The 19336-nt window shown below is 37.0% G+C and carries 20 protein-coding genes; 5 read left to right on the forward strand and 15 right to left on the reverse strand.

What is annotated here, in order from left to right; genetic code table 11:
- Nucleotides 1-256, reverse strand: a 256-nt coding sequence (locus JSS34_00005; protein MBS0184732.1) for a transposase, incomplete at its 3' end; no start/stop codon positions are given.
- A 192-nt stretch (nucleotides 257-448) separates the two neighbouring features.
- On the reverse strand, nucleotides 449-688 hold the full coding sequence (locus tag JSS34_00010) for a helix-turn-helix domain-containing protein (protein ID MBS0184733.1): 240 nt from the start codon (nucleotides 686-688) through the stop codon (nucleotides 449-451).
- 290 nt (nucleotides 689-978) lie between these two features.
- Here JSS34_00010 and JSS34_00015 point away from each other — a divergent pair, with 290 nt between their 5' ends.
- On the forward strand, nucleotides 979-2115 hold the full coding sequence (locus JSS34_00015) for a glycosyltransferase family 4 protein (protein ID MBS0184734.1): 1137 nt from the start codon (nucleotides 979-981) through the stop codon (nucleotides 2113-2115).
- Here the strand turns inward: JSS34_00015 and JSS34_00020 are convergent.
- The 8 genes from JSS34_00020 to JSS34_00055 form a co-directional block, all read right to left on the reverse strand.
- Nucleotides 2096-2833 carry a methyltransferase domain-containing protein gene (locus JSS34_00020; GenBank protein MBS0184735.1) on the reverse strand — a complete coding sequence of 246 codons (738 nt, stop codon included), beginning with the start codon at nucleotides 2831-2833 and terminating at the stop codon, nucleotides 2096-2098. The two genes, JSS34_00015 and JSS34_00020, sit on opposite strands and share 20 nt — an antisense overlap.
- A 65-nt stretch (nucleotides 2834-2898) precedes the next feature.
- Nucleotides 2899-3714 (reverse strand): ferritin-like domain-containing protein, encoded by an 816-nt coding sequence (locus tag JSS34_00025; protein ID MBS0184736.1) that lies wholly within the window; start codon nucleotides 3712-3714, stop codon nucleotides 2899-2901.
- Between the two features lie 404 nt (nucleotides 3715-4118).
- Nucleotides 4119-5369, reverse strand: coding sequence for an FAD-dependent monooxygenase (locus JSS34_00030; GenBank protein ID MBS0184737.1), 1251 nt, complete (start codon nucleotides 5367-5369; stop codon nucleotides 4119-4121).
- Nucleotides 5370-5385: 16 nt separating this feature from the next.
- Nucleotides 5386-6441: an Mrp/NBP35 family ATP-binding protein gene (locus JSS34_00035; protein MBS0184738.1), complete on the reverse strand. Its 1056-nt coding sequence runs from the start codon at nucleotides 6439-6441 to the stop codon at nucleotides 5386-5388.
- A 27-nt stretch (nucleotides 6442-6468) separates the two neighbouring features.
- Nucleotides 6469-7167 (reverse strand): DNA polymerase III subunit epsilon, encoded by a 699-nt coding sequence (gene dnaQ / locus JSS34_00040; protein MBS0184739.1) that lies wholly within the window; start codon nucleotides 7165-7167, stop codon nucleotides 6469-6471.
- Nucleotides 7160-8239 carry a hypothetical protein gene (locus JSS34_00045; protein MBS0184740.1) on the reverse strand — a complete coding sequence of 360 codons (1080 nt, stop codon included), beginning with the start codon at nucleotides 8237-8239 and terminating at the stop codon, nucleotides 7160-7162. Before JSS34_00045 ends, dnaQ begins: the two co-directional genes overlap by 8 nt.
- A 28-nt stretch (nucleotides 8240-8267) precedes the next feature.
- Nucleotides 8268-8558 (reverse strand): HPr family phosphocarrier protein, encoded by a 291-nt coding sequence (locus JSS34_00050; protein ID MBS0184741.1) that lies wholly within the window; start codon nucleotides 8556-8558, stop codon nucleotides 8268-8270.
- Nucleotides 8559-8587: 29 nt separating this feature from the next.
- A complete protein-coding gene (locus tag JSS34_00055; GenBank protein MBS0184742.1) occupies nucleotides 8588-8989 on the reverse strand; it encodes a PTS sugar transporter subunit IIA in 402 nt (133 codons plus the stop codon).
- A 294-nt stretch (nucleotides 8990-9283) separates the two neighbouring features.
- Here JSS34_00055 and JSS34_00060 point away from each other — a divergent pair, with 294 nt between their 5' ends.
- Nucleotides 9284-11173 (forward strand): DUF3857 and transglutaminase domain-containing protein, encoded by a 1890-nt coding sequence (locus JSS34_00060; GenBank protein MBS0184743.1) that lies wholly within the window; start codon nucleotides 9284-9286, stop codon nucleotides 11171-11173.
- A gap of 12 nt (nucleotides 11174-11185) precedes the next feature.
- Here JSS34_00060 and accC read toward each other — a convergent pair whose 3' ends face one another.
- The 3 genes from accC to hemB form a co-directional block, all read right to left on the reverse strand.
- Nucleotides 11186-12538, reverse strand: coding sequence for an acetyl-CoA carboxylase biotin carboxylase subunit (gene accC, locus JSS34_00065; GenBank protein MBS0184744.1), 1353 nt, complete (start codon nucleotides 12536-12538; stop codon nucleotides 11186-11188).
- A 50-nt stretch (nucleotides 12539-12588) separates the two neighbouring features.
- Entirely contained in the window at nucleotides 12589-13092 is a 504-nt protein-coding gene (locus JSS34_00070; GenBank protein ID MBS0184745.1) for an acetyl-CoA carboxylase biotin carboxyl carrier protein, read from the reverse strand.
- Between the two features lie 89 nt (nucleotides 13093-13181).
- The gene (gene hemB / locus JSS34_00075) at nucleotides 13182-14183 is read right to left on the reverse strand and encodes a porphobilinogen synthase (protein MBS0184746.1); all 1002 of its coding nucleotides are present in this window, start codon (nucleotides 14181-14183) and stop codon (nucleotides 13182-13184) included.
- 475 nt (nucleotides 14184-14658) lie between these two features.
- Here hemB and JSS34_00080 point away from each other — a divergent pair, with 475 nt between their 5' ends.
- Together JSS34_00080 and JSS34_00085 are read left to right on the forward strand one after the other, a co-directional pair.
- Nucleotides 14659-15174, forward strand: a complete 516-nt coding sequence (locus JSS34_00080; GenBank protein ID MBS0184747.1) for a hypothetical protein — start codon at nucleotides 14659-14661, stop codon at nucleotides 15172-15174.
- 34 nt (nucleotides 15175-15208) lie between these two features.
- The gene (locus JSS34_00085; GenBank protein MBS0184748.1) at nucleotides 15209-15442 is read left to right on the forward strand and encodes a ribbon-helix-helix domain-containing protein; all 234 of its coding nucleotides are present in this window, start codon (nucleotides 15209-15211) and stop codon (nucleotides 15440-15442) included.
- 33 nt (nucleotides 15443-15475) lie between these two features.
- On the opposite strand, the gene JSS34_00090 is transcribed toward JSS34_00085, so the two are convergent.
- Nucleotides 15476-17515, reverse strand: coding sequence for a lytic transglycosylase domain-containing protein (locus JSS34_00090; protein MBS0184749.1), 2040 nt, complete (start codon nucleotides 17513-17515; stop codon nucleotides 15476-15478).
- Nucleotides 17516-17541: 26 nt separating this feature from the next.
- On the opposite strand from JSS34_00090, the gene smpB reads away from it, so the two are divergent.
- The gene (gene smpB / locus JSS34_00095; GenBank protein MBS0184750.1) at nucleotides 17542-18012 is read left to right on the forward strand and encodes an SsrA-binding protein SmpB; all 471 of its coding nucleotides are present in this window, start codon (nucleotides 17542-17544) and stop codon (nucleotides 18010-18012) included.
- An 89-nt stretch (nucleotides 18013-18101) separates the two neighbouring features.
- On the opposite strand, the gene JSS34_00100 is transcribed toward smpB, so the two are convergent.
- On the reverse strand, nucleotides 18102-19229 hold the full coding sequence (locus JSS34_00100) for an NAD(P)/FAD-dependent oxidoreductase (protein ID MBS0184751.1): 1128 nt from the start codon (nucleotides 19227-19229) through the stop codon (nucleotides 18102-18104).
- Nucleotides 19230-19336: the final 107 nt, after the last annotated feature.

Below are 19336 nucleotides of genomic sequence, written 5' to 3' on the forward strand. Positions count from 1 at the left end.
AATTTTGGCTTCCTTTCTTTTTGCGTGAAAGTTTCTTTTGTGAGCGCTTGAGAGCACTCGTATGCTTTTTTAAACTATTAAGCGCAGGAATATGTTCCCCGCTTGAGAGTGTTGCAAAGTGGGTAATTCCTAAATCTATGCCAACCATTGATGTTGACGGATGAACGGGAGGTTCAATCTCTTGCTCCACTTGAAAACTGATGAACCAATCTCCTCCCTCATAGGAGATTGTGACGTTTTTAAGAGTTCCGGTCACATCTCGACTTTTCCAAAATCGCAGCCATCCAATTTTAGGCAGGTGAACACGCTTATTCTATTGACCGAGAGTAATTTGTTTTGCGTCCGGGAAACGACATGTGTCTCATCTTCCGCGCTTTTTAAATTTTGGAAGTTCTGCTCTTTTTTTGAAAAAATTCACATAGGCCTTTTCTAAATCCATCAATTTTTGTTACAGAATTTGAGCAGGGGGTTCTTTTAAAAAGGAGGTTTCTGCTTCTTTTTTCCAAACAACAAGGCAATGCGCGAGTTCAGAATAGCTCAATTTTCTTTGCTCTTTTTCATAGATCTCTTTTTGAAGAGCAAGGGCTTTATTATATGCAAAACATGCGCAGCCCACATAGTTCCTCAAAACTTGAGTCTGAGGAATGCTTGGTTTTAGTTTAAATTGAAAGACTTTTCTAATTTTCATTCAAAAACGATAATACGTTTAGTAGCAAAAATTAATTCCATGGGCTAAAAAATGGAATGATGGCTAAATTTATTTCCCGAGTAACATACCAGCTCTTCAACCCGCTTTAAAATCGGCGCTCTCATCTTTGTCCTAAAGGAAAGAGTTTTCGAGCGCCTCTTTATAAAAACTGGATAAGGCTAGAAAGGCCATCCTTTTAAAAGAAATATCTTGTTATTTTTTCTTTAATTAATAGTATAATGAATGTGGCTTTTCTGAGCCGTTTCGTATCATAACAGAAAAACGATTTTATGAGCTCTCACAAATCTCTTCGCATTATTGCTCCCTATCTTGCCATGGGAGGCGCTGAACGGCATCTTTCTTATGTTCTGCCAGCACTTGCTCAAAAAGGATGGAAGATTAAGCTTTTAGTGCTTTCCCATGACCTTCCTTTAAAAGATCATTTTAATCATCCAAATATCACTCTGCTATCTCTTCCACCCCCCTCTTCTCAAAAATTAATCCCCTCTTCTTTGTATCACTTCTTTCAAATTCTAAAATTATTAATACGTGATTTTAGGAAAGACCGACAAACGCTGACACACTTTTTTTTACCAAAGGCCTATTGCATTGGGATGGTTTTAGGAAAGCTTTGTAAACTCCATGGTCCTTTAATGATGAGTCGCAGATCCTTAAATCTTTATCAAAAAAGGTATAAAATTTTATCTCTCGAACGCTTTCTTCATTCCTTTTGTGATGTCATCCTTGTTAATAGCAACGCAATTGAAAAACAGCTCATTCAAGAAGAAAATGTTCCTCAAAATCGTATTCACCTCATTTATAATGGGCTTCCTGAAAGCATTGAGAAACCTTTTTTAAAAACAGAAACGCCCTCTTTTAAAATGCTTGTCGTTGCAAACCTTATTCCTTATAAAGGGCATCTTGATCTTTTCAAAGCATTGAACCTCATTAAAAAAGACCTTGGTGAAAATTGGACCCTAACGCTTGTGGGCCAAGACAGAGGAATTTTTTCTTTTCTCCAACAGAAGGCCAAAGAACTTGGGATTGAGACCAACATTGAGTGGGTCTTGGACAGCCATGACCCACGACCCTATCTTTTAAAAGCTTCTATAGGTATTTTGCCTTCCCATGAAGAAGGATTTTCAAATGCACTCCTTGAAATGATGTCTTTCTCATTACCTGTTATAGCCACAAAGGTTGGCGGAAATTCAGAAGCCATTATTCCAGGAAAAACGGGTCTTCTTATCCCTCCCCATGATCCTGAGGCGCTTTCAAAAGCTATTTTAGAGCTTTATCATCATCCTGAGCGTTATTCCTCCATGGGTAAAGAAGGCCTTAAACGATTCCAAAAACACTTTACACTCAAAAAATGCGTTAAAGCCTATGAAGATGTATATAGATCTCTTCTTAAGAAATCCTTGAATTAAACACAATGTCTTTAAGATCAGCGGACTCTCGTTCAGAAATCGGAGCATAAATTTGCTTTGATGCCTCAATAACCCACACACCAGCAAAAAATCCCAACCCTCCCTCAAGTCGTTTTCGGCAAAACCGTTCCACAAGTGGAAAAAAAGACTGCAAAAATCGAGAAGACGTTGGCGGCATATAAAGAGCCCCTTGCAGTGTAAGGGGCGTTAAAAACGCTTCCTTCAAAAGACTTTCAATTTCAGAAAGAAAAAAAGAATGTGTGTTTTCAAAAGGAGCAGATTCTTTTTGAGCCCAAAGACTACTTCTATTGGGAACAATAAGCAAAACACGACCCTCCTCTTTTAAAACGCGCCATACCTCACGCAAAGATTTTGAAGGATTTTTAGAGTATTCCAACCAATGAATGATTAAGATTCGTTCCATCGATCTGTCTTGAAGAGGAAGCAATGTTTCTTCACAAAGTGTGATTTGAACATCTATTTCTTTATTCTTTCTTTGATCCTCCCTTTTTTCTATAAAGGCTGGCATAAAGATAAGAGGGAGAGAGAGTTTCTCTCCTCTTAAGAAAGGCCATGCATATCCAAAAATACTTTTTTCATAAGCATGAGATCTAAAATCCGGCCAAACAGATTGAATAGCGTGATTTAGAACCCGCCGTGTTCTTATTCCTAACGAACTTTTATAAAAACTCGGTGCCTCTGAGGCCCATTTTTGCATAAAAAATCCATTTCTTTTAAAATGTTAAATCCGACTTAAATAACTTTCTGTAAAGATATTGACTTTTATCTTTTTAAAGAAGTGGCTTTCTTTCGAAACGTAACAAGCATCCAAATCGTTCCAAAAAAAACATGGGATAAAAGACCTTGAGGCGGAAATCCAGATGCCTTTAAAATCATTGAAACGCCACGTCTTACGTGACTTTTATCATAATAGCCATAGACACGCTTTAAATAAGCTGCTGCATTTAAAGATCGTTTGTAAGGACCAGAAGAAGCTTCATTTGCAGCATAATAGGCCATCGCAAGCTCATCATCTTCAGCTTCAAGCATGCGTCCGATCGCTACCTTTAAACGTGCTAACTTTGAAGAGTGTTCTGTTTCGAGATATCTTTGAAGATGGGTATAAAATAATTTATAATGACGCAATTCATCTGCTGCAATATGGGCACATATTTCTTTTAAGACAGGTTCTTGAGCCATATCTTTTAAAGCTGTATAAAAAGAACTTGTCGCTGTTTCAATAACACACCGCGCAACGAGCTCACCGCTCAAAGACCCCCGCGTTGATGTATCTGCATAAAGATCAAGTTGAAATCCTTCGCGAAATACCTTAAGAGCGGCTTCAAAATCAAAAGTGGGATCTGCTAAAGTCGCCCATTGAGCAAGCGCTTTACCATGTTGAATTTCTTCAATTGTCCACGTTTTTACAGCTTTTTTCATTAAAGGATCATTATGAAAAATATTGTTTAAATATTTTTCATAATCTGTTGCATTATATTCAACCAAAGACGCTGCCTTAACAACCTTCAGAACGTCTGGATTAACAAGCTCAGGAGTAAATTTTTCCCAAGAAATATCCTCTAAAGCCCAGGCACCCATTTAGATCCTTGTCCTCCTTAATCATAATAAAGCATATTCTTTTTTTATAATTGCACAAGTTCTCATGCTCTGTCTGCTCTTTTTTAATTTTTTAATGAATAATTGCTCCCTTGTGTCTTTTCTATTATAGACAAAAGACTCGGATTTTATCATATGATCAAGATCATCAAGATTATATCTACAATCTTCTGCGTTCTAGATTAGGGAGAATCAATATAGTCCATGTATAGGGTACTTACAAAAACTTGAAAAAGCTTTACACGATTTATATTCCAAGCATCAAAATGTATTAAATTTCTCAAATGACTCAAAATTTAGAAAAGAATATCCATAAACTTTTTTAATCCCAGCTAAAAAGAAGTTTATTGTTCAAAATGGCTTTTTGGAGGCCACATCCAAACTCTTTAAGGGTTGCTTTGCATGATCGTGATAAACCCTGGCCGATTAAGAGGACCATTTTCTCGAATTGCATGATACCGTGTTTCCATATCCTCTTGGCTCATTAATTTCATGCGCATATTAGAGGCTTCAACAACTTTTTGCACACGCATCTGCCTACGAGCTTTAAAGTTCCTTATAATGTCATCGAGAGACATGCCGGCTCTTTGAAACTCTTCGCTCCAAACAAATCCATCTTCAATTGTTTGTGCTCCTCCTTGCTGGAGCCCAGGAGCACAGGCATGTGCGGCATCCCCCATAAGCACAACACGCCCTTCTCCCCACAATACCTCTGAAACATTTTCAATAAACCCTGTGACAATATCTTGAGGATGAATTTTCTTCAGAATACGAGGAACATCACCACCATAAGTTCTAAAAATTTCTAAAAAAGTTGCAGCTTCTTTTTCAGGAGTCTCTCTTTCTCTTTTTTCGCGCATTTGATGGGCATAAATATAATACTCTCCCTCTTTTCCAATGGGATAAATAAGAAAAAAGGTATTAGCTCCCATCATGTAAACAGGATTCTGAGGACCTTCTTCTAAATCAACAACCGTTCGCCATGTAAAAATGCCTTGGTAAATAGGGTGCAAAGCCTGCGGATAAAGGAGGGATCGAATTTGAGAATGAATTCCATCTGCCCCAATTACAAGATCATATGTTTTTGTTATCCCTGTGTTAAAGGTGACCACAACTTCACGCTCTTTTTCTTCTAATTTTGTAACTGTTGTCTTATAGGAAACAGGAAGATGAGAAATCGGAAATTCTAACATTTCCGATAAAGACTTTCGATGAAGAGCCATAAAAGGGATGCCTTCTGGATGAATATCTGAGACAGATCGGGTCGTTAATATCTCTCCATCAGGTTTTGAAAAAGACATATTATTAATTCTCATAGCTCTTTCATTTAATTCTTTCTCAAAACCCAACTTTCGAAGTGCCCAAACTGCATTTGCAGGAAGCGCAATCCCTGTTCCTTCTTTCAAACTTTCTTTTTGATCTCTTTCAATAATATCTGGACAAATACCTGCTCTAAAAAAAACATTTGCCATTGTTTTTCCCGCAATTCCATATCCAGAAATCAAAACCCGCATGCTCTGAAATCCCTCTCTTTCTTGCCATTCCTCTTCACCTTCAAAAGCTGTGATATGATGAGACACAAGACTTAAGAAAACAATAGTTTTCCAAAAACCTGCTTTTTTAAAAAAATATTTCATTTTCATACCTTATCTTTTAATTTTGTTTCAAATGAAGTCTGTCTAACTGATATTTTACCTTTTGAGCCATATGAAAAAAAGAAGAAGCAATCCCCTCCTCCTGGCTCAAAGGAAGTCCTAAATCAGAAGCTTCTCTAATTTTTAAGCTCAATTCAATTTCTCCTAAAAAAGGAAGTTTTCGTTTTTCAGCTTCTTGCCGTGCCCCCCCATGGGAAAATATGGCTGTTCCATGATGACAATTTGGACAGATAAATAAACTCATATTTTCAATCACGCCGAGAATAGGAACTTCTAATTTCTCAAACATGCCCATGGCTTTGCGCGCATCAAGAAGAGCAATATCCTGTGGCGTTGAGACAATGACCGCTCCAGAAAGTGGGACTTTTTGAGCTAACGTCAGTTGCACATCTCCCGTTCCTGGAGGCAAATCAACCACTAAAACGTCTAAATTTCCCCAATCAACATCTGTTAAAAGTTGGGTAATAACGCCTTGAATCATAGGCCCTCTCCAAATAAGAGGAGCTTCCATATCCATCAAAAATCCCATGGACATGAGTGACAATCCTTCTTTCAAAATAGGCTTAAATTTTTTGCCTTCATACATCAGTGGTTTTTCATATACATTGAAAAGATGGGGAAGCGAAGGACCATAGACATCTGCATCTAGAATACCAACCTTAAGACCTAAATTTTTTAAGCCCATTGCAAGATTAAGAGCAATCGTTGATTTTCCCACCCCTCCTTTTCCAGAGGCAACAGCAATAATATTGTGAACCTCCCGAACACCCCAAGGCTTTAAAGGTGATTTTAAAGAACGTTCATTCGTTGTAATGACGAAAACTTCATACTTAGGGGCTTGAGTCTCAAGACATTTTTTAACAATGCTCACCAGAGAATCAATTTTTTTTTGTTTATCTTCCATTATAGGTGGCACAAAAAGGACACAAATAATTTTAAAATCTTCTATTTTTAAAGATTCAACACATCCTGACTCTAGAAGCCCTTTATCTTTTTGATCAAAGGGAGAAGGAATTTTATCCAAGCAAAGCTTAAGATACTCTTCAGAAATCATCAAAAATCCTTTTTAGAAAATTCAATTCTAAGCGTTAAACAAATTCCATAAGGGGTTTTTGAGTTTTTTACATAACTCCTTATGACGTGCAATTTCCTCAAGTGTTGGTTCATGGGGTCGAGGAGGAAGAATAACCATTTGTTCATTCTTTAAGAAAACCGCACTTTCTTTCTCTCTTTCCTTTTCTTTTCCAATGGATAACTCAATTTGTCTTCCTCCTAAAAGTTCAATATAAACTTTAGAAAGAAGCTGTGCGTCTAAGAGAGCACCATGACCTTGAGAAGATCTTTGTGAAATATTAATTTTAAATCGTGCACAAAGAGCATCCAGATTTGCAGGAGACCCCGGGAATTTTTTACGCGCCAAAAGAACTGTGTCTGTCGCACGCGAAAGAGGAATAAAAGGAAGGTTCATGCGCTGAAGTTCAGCGTTAATAAATTTTAAATCAAAGCTTGCATTATGTATGACGAGCGGATCTTCCCCCAAAAAAACTAAAAAATCTTTGTAAATTTCAGAAAAAAGGGGTTTGTCTTTTAAAAATTCGGTTGAAAGTTTATGAATACGAAAAGCTTCTTCAGGGACATCTCTTTCAGGGTTAAGATACGTATGAAAAACTTTTCCAGTTGGGAGCCTATTTACAAACTCGACACATCCAATTTCAATAAGCCGATGTCCTTTTTCAGGATCAAGGCCTGTTGATTCTGTATCCAAAATAATCTCACGCATGGAAATCTCTTTTTAACTGAGGCTTTTGTAAGAGCCAATAAGCATAGAATATATAAAGAATAAAAATGAGTCCAATGCCTCCTATAAAAAATCTTAAAGGTACATAAAATGTAAAATAAAAGGCAACAATTCCTTGGATTATAAAAAAAACAAAATGAATATAGGAAACGCCTTGAGCAGATATCTCTTTATCGAGAAGCATATGAAAAAGATGATTTCGATCAGCTTCCCAAATTTTTCGACCTCGCAAAGCGCGCAAAATTAAAGTCAACAAGCCGTCAAAAATAAAATTGAAAAATAGAAGAGGAATTAAAAAAGGAGATATACCCGCCATCTCTTGGCCATTTTCTTGAAAAGTTTCTGGAAATTCAGATGTTCCAATAACCCCTATTAAAAAAAGAATAAGTCCTAAAAATTGACTTCCTGCATCCCCTAAAAAAATCTTCCCATGTGGAAAATTAAAAAAGAAAACAGGAAGAAGCGTTAGAATTAAAAAGAAAATACAAAAAAATGTTAAACTACTTTGATTTTCAAAATTTAAACAAAGAATGATAATTCCATAAAAGAAAAGTCCAATAAGTGTTGAACCAATTGTAAGTCCATTAAGCCCATCCATAAAATTATAGAAATTCATAAAAGCAACCATTCCCAACCCAGAAAGTACCCCTCCCCAAATTCCTAATGGGACAATCCCAAAATAAGGAAGAAACAGCGTTTTAAAATAAAGACCTAACCCCACTATAAAAAGAGCAACTCCTCCTTGAAAACCGAGGCGGACACGCCAAGATAATCCTTTCATATCGTCCCAAATCCCCATAATCACAATAATAATTGAAGCAATCAGTATGGGGATAACAAAAGGAAGAGAAAAAGCAAAAAAAGTATTATAAAGAAAAAGAGCTCCTAAAAAGGGCACCGCAACGGCAATACCTCCGGATTTTGGAGTTACTTTTAGATGGGAAGAACGATTGTTGGGAACATCTTGAATGTTGATTCGAATCATAAATTTTGTCAAAAGAAAAGAACAACACGCTGCTATCCCTCCCCAAAGACCTAATAAATATAATGCCATCCTTTATCCAATCATTAGAAATCAAAATTTAATCTTCTTGAAATTTTTCAAGAACAAGATTTTTAAGCGCCTTCAAAGCTTCTCGTGCTTCGCTTCCAGAACTTTTTAAAACGAGCTTTGTTCCTTTTCCCGCTGTTAACATTAAAAGATCTATAATTGAGTGTGCAGAAACAATTAAATCATCTTTCTGAACAAATGTTTCTGCTTTAAATGCATTAGCAACTTTTACAAATTTTGCAGCTGCGCGCGAATGCAACCCTTTTTGATTTTTAATTTCAATAGATTCTGTTACAAACTGAGTAAATAATTGATTATTCATTATATGCAAACTTTAACATCATAGAAAGTTTAATTCTTTAAAAGAGATGAAGCACTATGAATGTACTTACGTCCCGCTTCTTGGGCAATTAAAACAGCATCTTCAAGAGACGTATTTCCTCTTATTTCCACAAGCTTAATAAAAAGTGGTAAATTAACACCTGCAATGACCTCAAGAGGCCTATCACAGCTTAAAGCAGAAATAGCAAGATTTGAAGGAGTGCCTCCAAACATATCAGTTAAAAGGATAACACCTTTCTCTTGATCCACAGACTCGATAAGCGAGAGTATTTTGCCAGGATAGTCTGCCACTGAATTTTCTGAATCGACAGATAAAACAGCAATATGAGATTGGGGGCCCATAATATGCGTAAGTGTCTCATAAAGAGCTTCCCCAAGTTTTCCATGCGTAACAAGAATAATACCGAGCACAGATTTAATCCTTATCCCTATAAATATATAATCCTCTTATTATCGTCTTTAAAATTCCATAAAGAGAATTTTCGACTTCATCATAACGAAAAGAAACTCTAAAATGAAGCTCTTAAAATATCTTTTTTTCTTTTTATTGTGATTTTAAATTTTATTTTTTAGGTATATTTATAAAAAAAACCCCTTTTCTAAAATTTGAGCAGCTCCTAGAAATTCCTGTTCTTGACTTATAGAAGCAACCTTCCTAATGATGTGAGGTGCTTATTTTAAAATTTCTATGAAAGAAGAACAGCCATGAAAAACTTTTTCTCTCTTTTTATCATCACATTTATTTTTTTATTCTTATCTCCTTTTTTTTGTGAGGCAAAAAGTCCTGCCTTTTCATATCATGTTCAAAAAAATAAAATTACGCTCAACCCAGATTTAACGGGAAAGCAAATTATCCATGTTGAAATTGATATTTCAACTCCTGAAGGTATTGAATTGGCAACACAAATTCCCACTGAATATGATCCTCAGATGCGGACGTTAAATATTAAAGAAGCTTTTGTTTTGCAGCCGGACGGAACTAAAATTATTCTTCCCCAAGAAAACATTTTTACAAGACCATCCCCCACGAGCCAAACAGCCCCTGGATTTTCCAACACCGTTACAACCACTCTTTTGTTTCCTCAATTATGTGTCGGCAGCCGCATTAACTTTACGCTTGAATTTTTAATCAAAAATTTTGGAGCTTGGGGATTCTCCACTGAAATGAAGCCAGATTTCTTTTTTCCAACTGATTTTATGGAAATTATGATAGAGGCTCCCTCCAAAGAAATGTTTTTTCTTCAAGCAGCTGAAGCAAGAAATTTTCCTTACGAAGATATTGAGGATCCCAAAACACATAAACATATTCTTAAAGCCACACTTCACAATAGTAAAGCGCATGACAGTGAACCATCAATGATCTCTCCTGATGATCTTGTGCCAGCCTTTTATGCATCTACATTACCAGATTGGGAAACATGTGGACGTATTTATGCAGAACAAAGTGAAAATCTTATGATTATAACCCCAGACATTCAGGAGCTTTCGAATAAAATTGTAGGAACGTCAAAAGATTTAGAGGCTGCTCAAAAAATATACAATTGGGTAGCTCAAAATATTACGTATGTTGCTGTTTATCTTGATCCAAAAGGTCCCGTGGTGCCCCACCCTCTTCCAGAAATTTTAAAAAATAAATATGGCGATTGTAAAGATCAAGTTTTTTTGATGCAAGCTCTCTTAAAAGCGCAAGGAATAGATGCATATGGTGCCCTCATTAACTCCTCTTCATCGACAACTTACCCAAATGTTCCTGTTGCTTCTTATTTTGACCATATCATTATTTATCTGCCTAAATATAATATTTATGCTGATCCCACGGTTCGCTTCCAATCCTTTGGGGTTTTAACACCAAGCCTTTATGATAAATTTGTTGTTCTTGCCATTCCCAAACAAAATGATCACCAAAAAGCAACTGGGAAAGTCACAAGAACACCGCCGCTTACATCTTCCAAAAATGTTTACCGTGTTTTTTCAAAACTAAAACTCCTAGATTCAGGGGTTTTTGAAGGAGCGAATACCATAGATACAACTGGCCCAAGCGCAACAGATCTTCGTGCTTTCTTCTCAAGGTTAACGGATAATCCTGAAGAACGTGCTTCTTCGATTCTTCAGTTAACCCCAGAAGGCGGAGCAGGTATCTTCAACTCTGACAACGCCTATAAACTTGATGAAAACTGTATCGCCTCTGGTGAATGGGTCTCTCCTAAAATTATAACTTTCCCTCAAGAAATATTCTTTCAAATTCCTTATGGGCTTGATTTGCGTCTTGCGCTTCCTTTTATGAGAAGCATTTTTACACTTAAACCACGCCTTTATCCTCTTATTCTTATAGCAGGAAAAAATCATTGGTCTTCTGAGCTTCTTCTCTCAGATGCAATGGATGTTTTTCATCTTCCTCTTTCAAAACATGTTGAAAATTCTGCAGGGCTTTATCGGAGTGACTACCAGCTAAAAGGAAATTCTCTTTTTATAAAAAGAACGTTTCAATTGAATAAATGTATTTATTTTCCCAATGAGCATAAAGACCTTATGAAAATTATTGAAACTCTTTTACAAGATCTCCAGCAAGTTGTGGGACTTAAAAAGAAAAAATGAAAAGGGCTTTTTTCATTTTTTTTCAAGGCCTTTAAAAAATACATCTTCAAGCCAATGAATATCATAATTTCCATTCTGGATATCTATATTTTCCGTAAGTTTCTTATGAAGTGGAAGGGTCGTGTCAATTCCATGGATCACATATTCCCCTATAATTCGGTTTAAACGGCGAATACATTCTTCACGTGTTTCTCCATAGACAATCAACTTTGACACAAGGCTATCATAATAAGGAGGAACTTGATATCCAGCATAAAGACCACTTTCAATTCTCACAAAAGGTCCTGCTGGCGCATGATACTCAAGGATTTTCCCGGGACTTGGCATAAATGTCTCAGAATTTTCTGCATTTATCCGACATTCAATCGCATGTCCTTTGAACATTATATCTTCTTGCGTGAAAGAAAGAGGTAATCCTGCAGCAACACGTATTTGCTCCTTAACAAGATCCACACCCGTGATATACTCACTAATAGGGTGCTCAACTTGCAAGCGTGTATTCATTTCAATGAAATAAAATTCGCCATTTTCATATAAAAACTCAAGTGTTCCAACGCCGCGATATCCCAATTTTTTAATCGCTTTCGTCACAATTTTACCCAATTCCATCCTCTGGCTTGCGCTAATGGCGGGTGAAGGTGCCTCTTCCCACACTTTTTGATGGCGTCTTTGGATAGAACAATCACGTTCCCCCAAGTGAACAACATTTCCATGGGTATCTGCAATAACTTGAACCTCTATATGACGTGGATGTTCAAGATACTTTTCTAAAAAGACCTCGTCGCTTCCAAAAGAAGCCCGCGCTTCCCCCCGCGCTTGCGTTAGAGCTTCTTCAAGATCTTCAAGATTATACGACACACGCATTCCTTTTCCACCGCCTCCAGCCGCAGCTTTAATCAAAACAGGAAAACCCATTTTTTGAGCCAATAAAGCCGCTTGCTCATTATTTTCAAGGGCCCCGGCTGAGCCTGGGACAACAGGAATCCCCACAGCTAAAACAGCTTCTTTTGCCGTAATTTTATCTCCCATCATTTTTATGTGATCAGATGTTGGCCCAATAAAAGTAAATCCATGTTCTTCGACCATAGACGCAAATGCTGCATTTTCAGAAAGAAATCCAACCCCTGGATGGATGGCATCACTTCCTGTGATTTCAGCAGCTGACAAAATTGCCTTAATATTAAGATAACTTTCCTTAGACATGGGAGGGCCAATACAAACACTCTCATCTGCTAATCTTACATGCATTGCTTGGTTATCTGCTGTTGAATGAACAGCAACTGTTTTAATTCCCATATCCTTACAAGCTCTATGGATACGCAGCGCGATTTCACCTCGATTTGCAATGAGAATTTTTTTAAACATGGGCTTTCCTGACATTTACGGCTCATAAAGAATGCGCGAGCGCATATAACTTATTCAATCACAACCAAAGGTTCTCCAAATTCAACAGGCTGCGCATTTTGAACAAGTATTTTTAAAATTTTCCCTGATTTTGGAGCGCGAATGGGATTCATGACCTTCATTGCTTCTAAAATAAGAAGCGTATGTCCTTCGGGAACCTGGTCTCCTTCTTTTATAAAAGGGTCAGCTCCCGGTTGAGAAGATAAATAAGCCGTCCCAACGAGAGGTGATTTTAAAACACCGGGATGTGTTGACCAATCTGTCTCGTGAGACGGAGGAATGGAAAGATTTTCAGAAGGCTCAGGAACAGAAGAAGGAGAAATGGAAACATGGTGTGGGGAAGAATAAGACGGAATTTGAGTTATCTGAGAGGCCCCCGTACGAACAACCTTTATACGACCTGAATCAAGTTCATATTCGATTTCAGAAAGATTGGTTTCATTTAAAATACGCGCTAATGTCCTAACAGCTTTTGCATCTATTAGAAAAGGTTTTGACTCTTTTTCAGAAGACATCCGATTTCTCCTCTTTCATCCTACAAACGAATACTTAAATACAAGGCTTTATACCATGATTCCCAAAAGGTACAAGTCTTGTTTTTTAGTTAACGGGGTAAAATACCCCATTCAGCAACTTCTTTTGTGTAGTAAGAAACAATAAAATCAGCGCCTGCACGACGAATAGACGTCAATATTTCCATAACAGCCTTTCTTTCATCACACCATCCTTTTTCAGAAGCTGCTTTTAACATTCCGAATTCTCCACTGGTATGATACGCTCCAAGAGGAATATAAGGATAGGCTTGTTTTATGCGATAAATAACATCCAAATAAGCATGTGCGGGCTTTACCATCAACATATCTGCGCCTTCACGAACATCCGAATGAGCTTCACCAAGTGCTTCTGCCGCATTGGCGGGATCCATTTGATAGGTTTTTCTATCCCCAAAAGAAGGGGCTCCCTCTGTTGCAAAACGAAAAGGCCCATATAAAGAAGAGGCATATTTCACGGCATGGCTTAAAATGGCAACATGTTCAAATCCTGCAAGATCTAAAGCTTGACGTATTGCCCCGACAGCACCATCAGCCATACCACTGGGACATAAGACATTACTTCCTGCTTGCGCATGACTCACAGCCTGACGCACAAGAAGCTCTAGGGTTTTGTCATTATGAAGATCAATTTTGCCTGTATGATCACTTAAAATGCCGCAGTGTCCATGATCTGTATACTGACAGAAACAAATATCAGACATAATTAAAAGATCAGAATCTATAGCGCGAACTTTTCGTATCGCTTTTTGCATAATGCCTTGGTCTGAGTATGAATCCAAGCCAAATTCATCTTTAGAATTTGGGACACCAAAGAGCATAATCGTTGAAATTCCCAGATCTTTAATTTCTTTTATCTCTTGATCTAAAAGGCTTAAGGGAATTTGGAAATGCCCTGGCATGGAAGCAACCGGGTGCTTTTCACCTATCTCTCTTTTAATAAAAAGAGGAAGAACAAGATCCCGCAGATTTAATTCGGTTTCTCGAATCAGAGCTCTTATCGCTGGATTTTGGCGTAATCGCCTTAAACGAAGAGATGGAAAAGCTGCTCTCATTTTAAACCTTTAAAAGGGGTGGCTTGTAACCCTAATCTATAAAACTCTGCCAAAAAAATTACTAAAAACTTTAAACAAATTCACCATATAATGGACCTTTTCATCTGTCAATAAGAGGAAAGCATCTTGTGGGCAATACGGAAAGCGCCCTAAAAGTATTTGGAGATGAGCAATATTTTATATACCTCTCTGTCTAGACAGGGAAGTATATAAATCGGACAAATCGTGCTCTATTTATATTGGACATATCGTGCTCTATTTATATTGGACATATCGGGTGCTAGCGACAAAAAAATAGAATGTTGACTAAATTTATTTTCCGAGTAGAATTATGAGTTCTTCAGCCTAACTTTAAAAATTGGCGCTCTCATTCCTTCTTTAAAAAAAGAGTTTTCGAGCGCCTTACTATAAAAAATTAATGCCTTTTTAAGGCGTATATTTTCATCCGAACCCTCTATTTTATCTTAGGAGTCCCATGACAAAAGAATTATCGACCATTCCTTATGAAGACATTGTTCAAAATGCTTTACGTTCGGTGATGCATGACGCTCTGAAACAAGTTGAAAAAACCGGATTTCCTGGCAATCACCACTTTTATATTACATTTCAAACCTATTTTCCAGGTGTTGAAATGTCTGAGTATCTTAAAGAGCGTTATCCAGAAAGTGTCACCATTGTCTTACAACATCAGTTTTGGGATCTTCATGTAAGAGAACACTCTTTCTCCGTTACTTTAAGCTTCAGTAATATTAAAGAAAAGCTGGTTATTCCCTACGCTGCCATCATTGGGTTTTCGGATCCTTCTGTTAAATTTAGCCTTCAATTTGATCCTGTTGAAATTGAAGAAGAACCAGAAGAAATAGAACAAAAGGAAATTGTAAAGCCTAAAAAAGGAAAAAAAGAAAAAATAGAATCCATCGATTCTTCTCAAAAAGAGGCTTCTCAAGAGGGGAAAGTTATTACACTTGATGCTTTTCGCAAGAAAAAATAACTCTAATTGGAGTTAAAATTTCATGACTCCTTTTATTCAAAAGTATTCTGTAACCTTAAAGGGGCATCGAACCAGTATTTCTTTGGAGCCCCTTTTTTGGGAGGCCTTGAATCATTTTGCAAAAATTCAAAAAAAAGCTGTCTCCACCCTCATTTCTGACATTGAGGAAGAGCTTTTAAAAAGCCATTCCTCCGCAAATTTATCAAGTTTTATCCGAATTTACATTCTTCAAGAACTTTTAAAGCATCATCCTTTGAATATTAAATGAGCTTCCTTTTCTTCAAAAAGAGAAAAAGAATCATCATTTTGAAATCTCTTTAGGTCTCTTTTGTATGCTTTTAAAATGTTCTTGATACACGCGCGTTGCTTCAATCACACGATGAATGTAATTACGTGTCTCTCCATAGGGAAGAGATTCAATCCAAGCCACAATATCACTTCCTTTTTCCCGTGGATCTCCATATCTTTCAAGCCATTTTTCAAGCGTTCCGGGACCTGCATTATAAGCTGCGGCAACAAGATATAAAGACCCATCAAATAATTCAAATAAATTATCAAGATATGTACATCCCAATTTTAGATTCTTCTTTGGATCCTTAAGGCATCTGTCCATGTCTCCTGAAAAATTAAGCTTATTTTTAGAAATGAGATCTTGAGCTGTTTCTGGTTTAATTTGCATGAGTCCTGTTGCTCCTTTCGAGCTCACAAGTCCTTCATTAAAAGAACTTTCTTTTCGAATAATAGAAAGCGCAAAAGCTTTATGAGTTGGCTTAAAATACTCTCCAAAAAGAGAGTTTTCAATTGCAATAAGAGGATATGCTGGCTTCAATAACACATCTCCTCTTTGAACAAGAACACGCGTGATTGGGACACAAAGATGGGGAGCTACTTTGTTGGTAAGCTCAAGAATAAAAGCACGTTCTTCTGGGTTTTTTGCATTTTCTGCAGCATGTTCTAAAAATAAAGGAAGATAATTCTCAAGGCCATTCTCTTTTAAAAGTGTTATCGCTTTCATAAGATCTTGTGCTTCCAAAGATTTTCGCTTTTGAGGTGAAATTGGAAAATGGTTAAGAAGTTTAAGAGAAAGGGGTTTTTTAAGTTTTATGAGTGCTTCTTGTCCATAAAAGAGCGTTGGATGCTTTGCCGCCTTCTGGTACCATTTGACCGCTAATGCCTTTTCTCCAGCAGCTTCTGCCGCCCGACCTGCCCAATATGCGGCACGTGTTTTCGAGATGGGTCTTTCGACACCTGCATAAATTTTCTCAAAATGGTTCAAAGCAACTTTTGGTTTTTTTAAAGACGTTAGAGCTACAAATCCAAGTAAAAATTCTGCATCTGAAAAATCGCCTCCAGATTCAAGACCATGGGATAAAAGCGCTTGATAAATCTCTCTTCCATGCCAACCATCTCGAAAAGCATCCCTTACAAAAATATGCCGCTCTTTCCAAAGAGATGCTGATAGAAAAAGAGATTTAAGATTTTGTTTTAAAAGAGGATACACTTCTTCATAACGCTCTTCTTTAATCAGGAACTTAATACGGTCGTGAATCAGGCCCGGAATTGTTTTCAAATGAGTTGGCAATTTCTTAAAGAGCAATTCTCCTACTTTAACATTTTTTAAAAAGGCCAAACGAACATCAATTAATTTATGATGATGCCCACCAAGAAACTTTTTCATTTGAGGAATTTCATGCTCTTTTTCTTCCACAATTAAACGATTTAGCCTTTCTAAATGGTCTTTTTCTCCAAGAAATTTCCTAAACCGTTTCAAAAATTTTGTTTCAAGTTTTTTTTCTTCAAAATCAAAAGAATGCCAAATTTTTTGGACAAGGGCCGGCAAAAGTCCTTTTTGATTTTTTCTCAGTGTTTTTTGAGATTCTAATGCACACGCATAATAATATCCTCCTTTCGCGGTGAGAGGAGCATTTTTCGAAAACCATTTTATAATATCACCTGCAGGTGTTTGGTCATTCAGTGCTTTTTCCGCTCTCTTTTTTAAAAGATGGTTAGGCCAGGTTGGATTTTGATTTATAAAGTCCACAATCTCAGAAAAAGAAGCTTCTGGAGGATCTTTTCGATATTTCTGCCACAAAAAAATTTTATGAACGAGCACACATTCTTTTGGAAGACTTTGAGATACCTTTTTTCCTAAGTTTATATCTTTTAAAGCAAGAGAACATGAAGGGCGACCACTTTTTTTTTCTCTTAATGTTCCTTGTGCATGCAAATCATGGAAGAAAAAAAGAAAATATACGGCCCCCCAAAAAAAACATAGAGAGAGGCATTTTTTGAGAACAACGTCTTGAAGTCCTATTCGATTTACCATAAGCTTTAAAATCATCTTTTAACCTAGAGTTCTTGATTCATATGAGCAAAACAAATTCTGCCTCCAAGATTATTGCCCAAAATCGCAAAGCCCGCCATAATTTTTTTATTACCGAGCGATTTGAAGCAGGTATTATCCTCATGGGAAGTGAGGTCAAATCTTTACGCCATGGAAAGTCCAATATTGAAGATTCCTATGTTACCCATGACAACGAAGAGCTTTATCTCCTCAATATGTTTATTTCAGAATGCCCGCAAGCAAAACATTTTGGGCATGCCCCTAAAAGGCCACGAAAACTTCTTGTAAAAAAACGTCAAATTAATAAAATAATTGCAGCCATCCGCCGACAAGGAATGACACTCGTTCCTCTCTCACTCTATTTTAATGAAAAAGGGCGGGCTAAAGTTGAACTTGGGCTTGTTGAAGGAAAGAAAAAAGCAGATAAACGTGCAACCGAAAAAGAACGTGATTGGAACCGTCAAAAAGGACGCATTCTAAGAGCGCGAGGATAAGAGACATGTATCTTCTTATCTTTCAACATAAAAGATTATTTATTTTTGGCTCAACTTTATTTTAAATCTTTATTGCTTTTATTGCATTCTTAACAATAAAGCCCCGCAGAGTATCCAGAAGACCAGGCCCACTGGAAATTATATCCCCCAAGCCATCCTGTCACATCAACCACCTCACCTATAAAAAATAATCCTGGAACTTTGTGGGTCATCATGGTTTTTGAAGACAATTCATCTGTATCAATCCCCCCTTCCGTTACCTCAGCTTTTTGATATCCTTCGCTTCCCTCAATAATAACTTTAAAGTTATGAAGATGATCTGCAAGCGCAAGTAAGGTATTCTTTTTAAGGTCTGTCATTCTTTGATCACAATCTGATGAAAGGACCATTTCTTCCACAAACCGATTCGGGAAAAAAGTTTTTAAAAAATTAGCTCCTGTTTGGAGGCTATTTTTATGGCTTAAAAATTCCTTTTTTAAATCTAAGGTGGGCAATAAATTGATCGTAATTTCTTCACGATGGAATTTTTTCATATAGGAGGAGATTTGTAAAATTGCAGGCCCACTAAGTCCTCGATGGGTAAAGAGAATATTTTCTCTAAAATTTATATCCTCATAAGAGACAAGAGCATCAAGAGAAATACCACTCAGTTTAGAAAATACTTCTCGCATTTCTCCTTCAACTTTTAAAGGAACTAAACCTGGTTTTGTTACTAAAACCTTCAGTCCAAATTGCCGTGCAATCTGATATCCAAAATCTGTTGCGCCGATTGCTGGAATCGAAAGCCCCCCTGTTGCAATAATAACTGAATCGGCTTCAATTGTATTTTCTGTTGTGTGAATATGAAAGTTCTCTTTCTTCTCAATCTGAAGAACAGAACACTTAAGAAGAATCTCAACGCTTCCTTTATGACATTCCGTTACCATCATGTTTATAATTTGCTTAGAGGACCCATCACAAAATAATTGTCCCAATGTCTTTTCATGGTAGGCAATATTATAAGACTCAACGAGTTTAATAAAATCATGTTGCGTATAACGCGCCAAAGCTGCTTTGATAAAGTGTTTATTGCGACAAATATAAGTAGAAGGAGAGGCATTAAGATTGGTAAAATTACTGCGTCCACCTCCCGAAATACGAATTTTTTCCCCAATTTTAGAAGTATGTTCAAGAAGAATAACCCTACGCCCTCGTTGGCCAGCTGTTGCTGCTGCCATTAACCCTGCTGCACCTGCTCCAATCACAACAACATCATATTTTTTTTCGACTGAATTATTCACACGTTCGCCCTTATACTTTATCCAGCATTTTTTAAGGAGTTATC

Source organism: Pseudomonadota bacterium, from assembly GCA_018242545.1.
GTDB lineage: Bacteria > Pseudomonadota > Alphaproteobacteria > 16-39-46 > 16-39-46 > 16-39-46.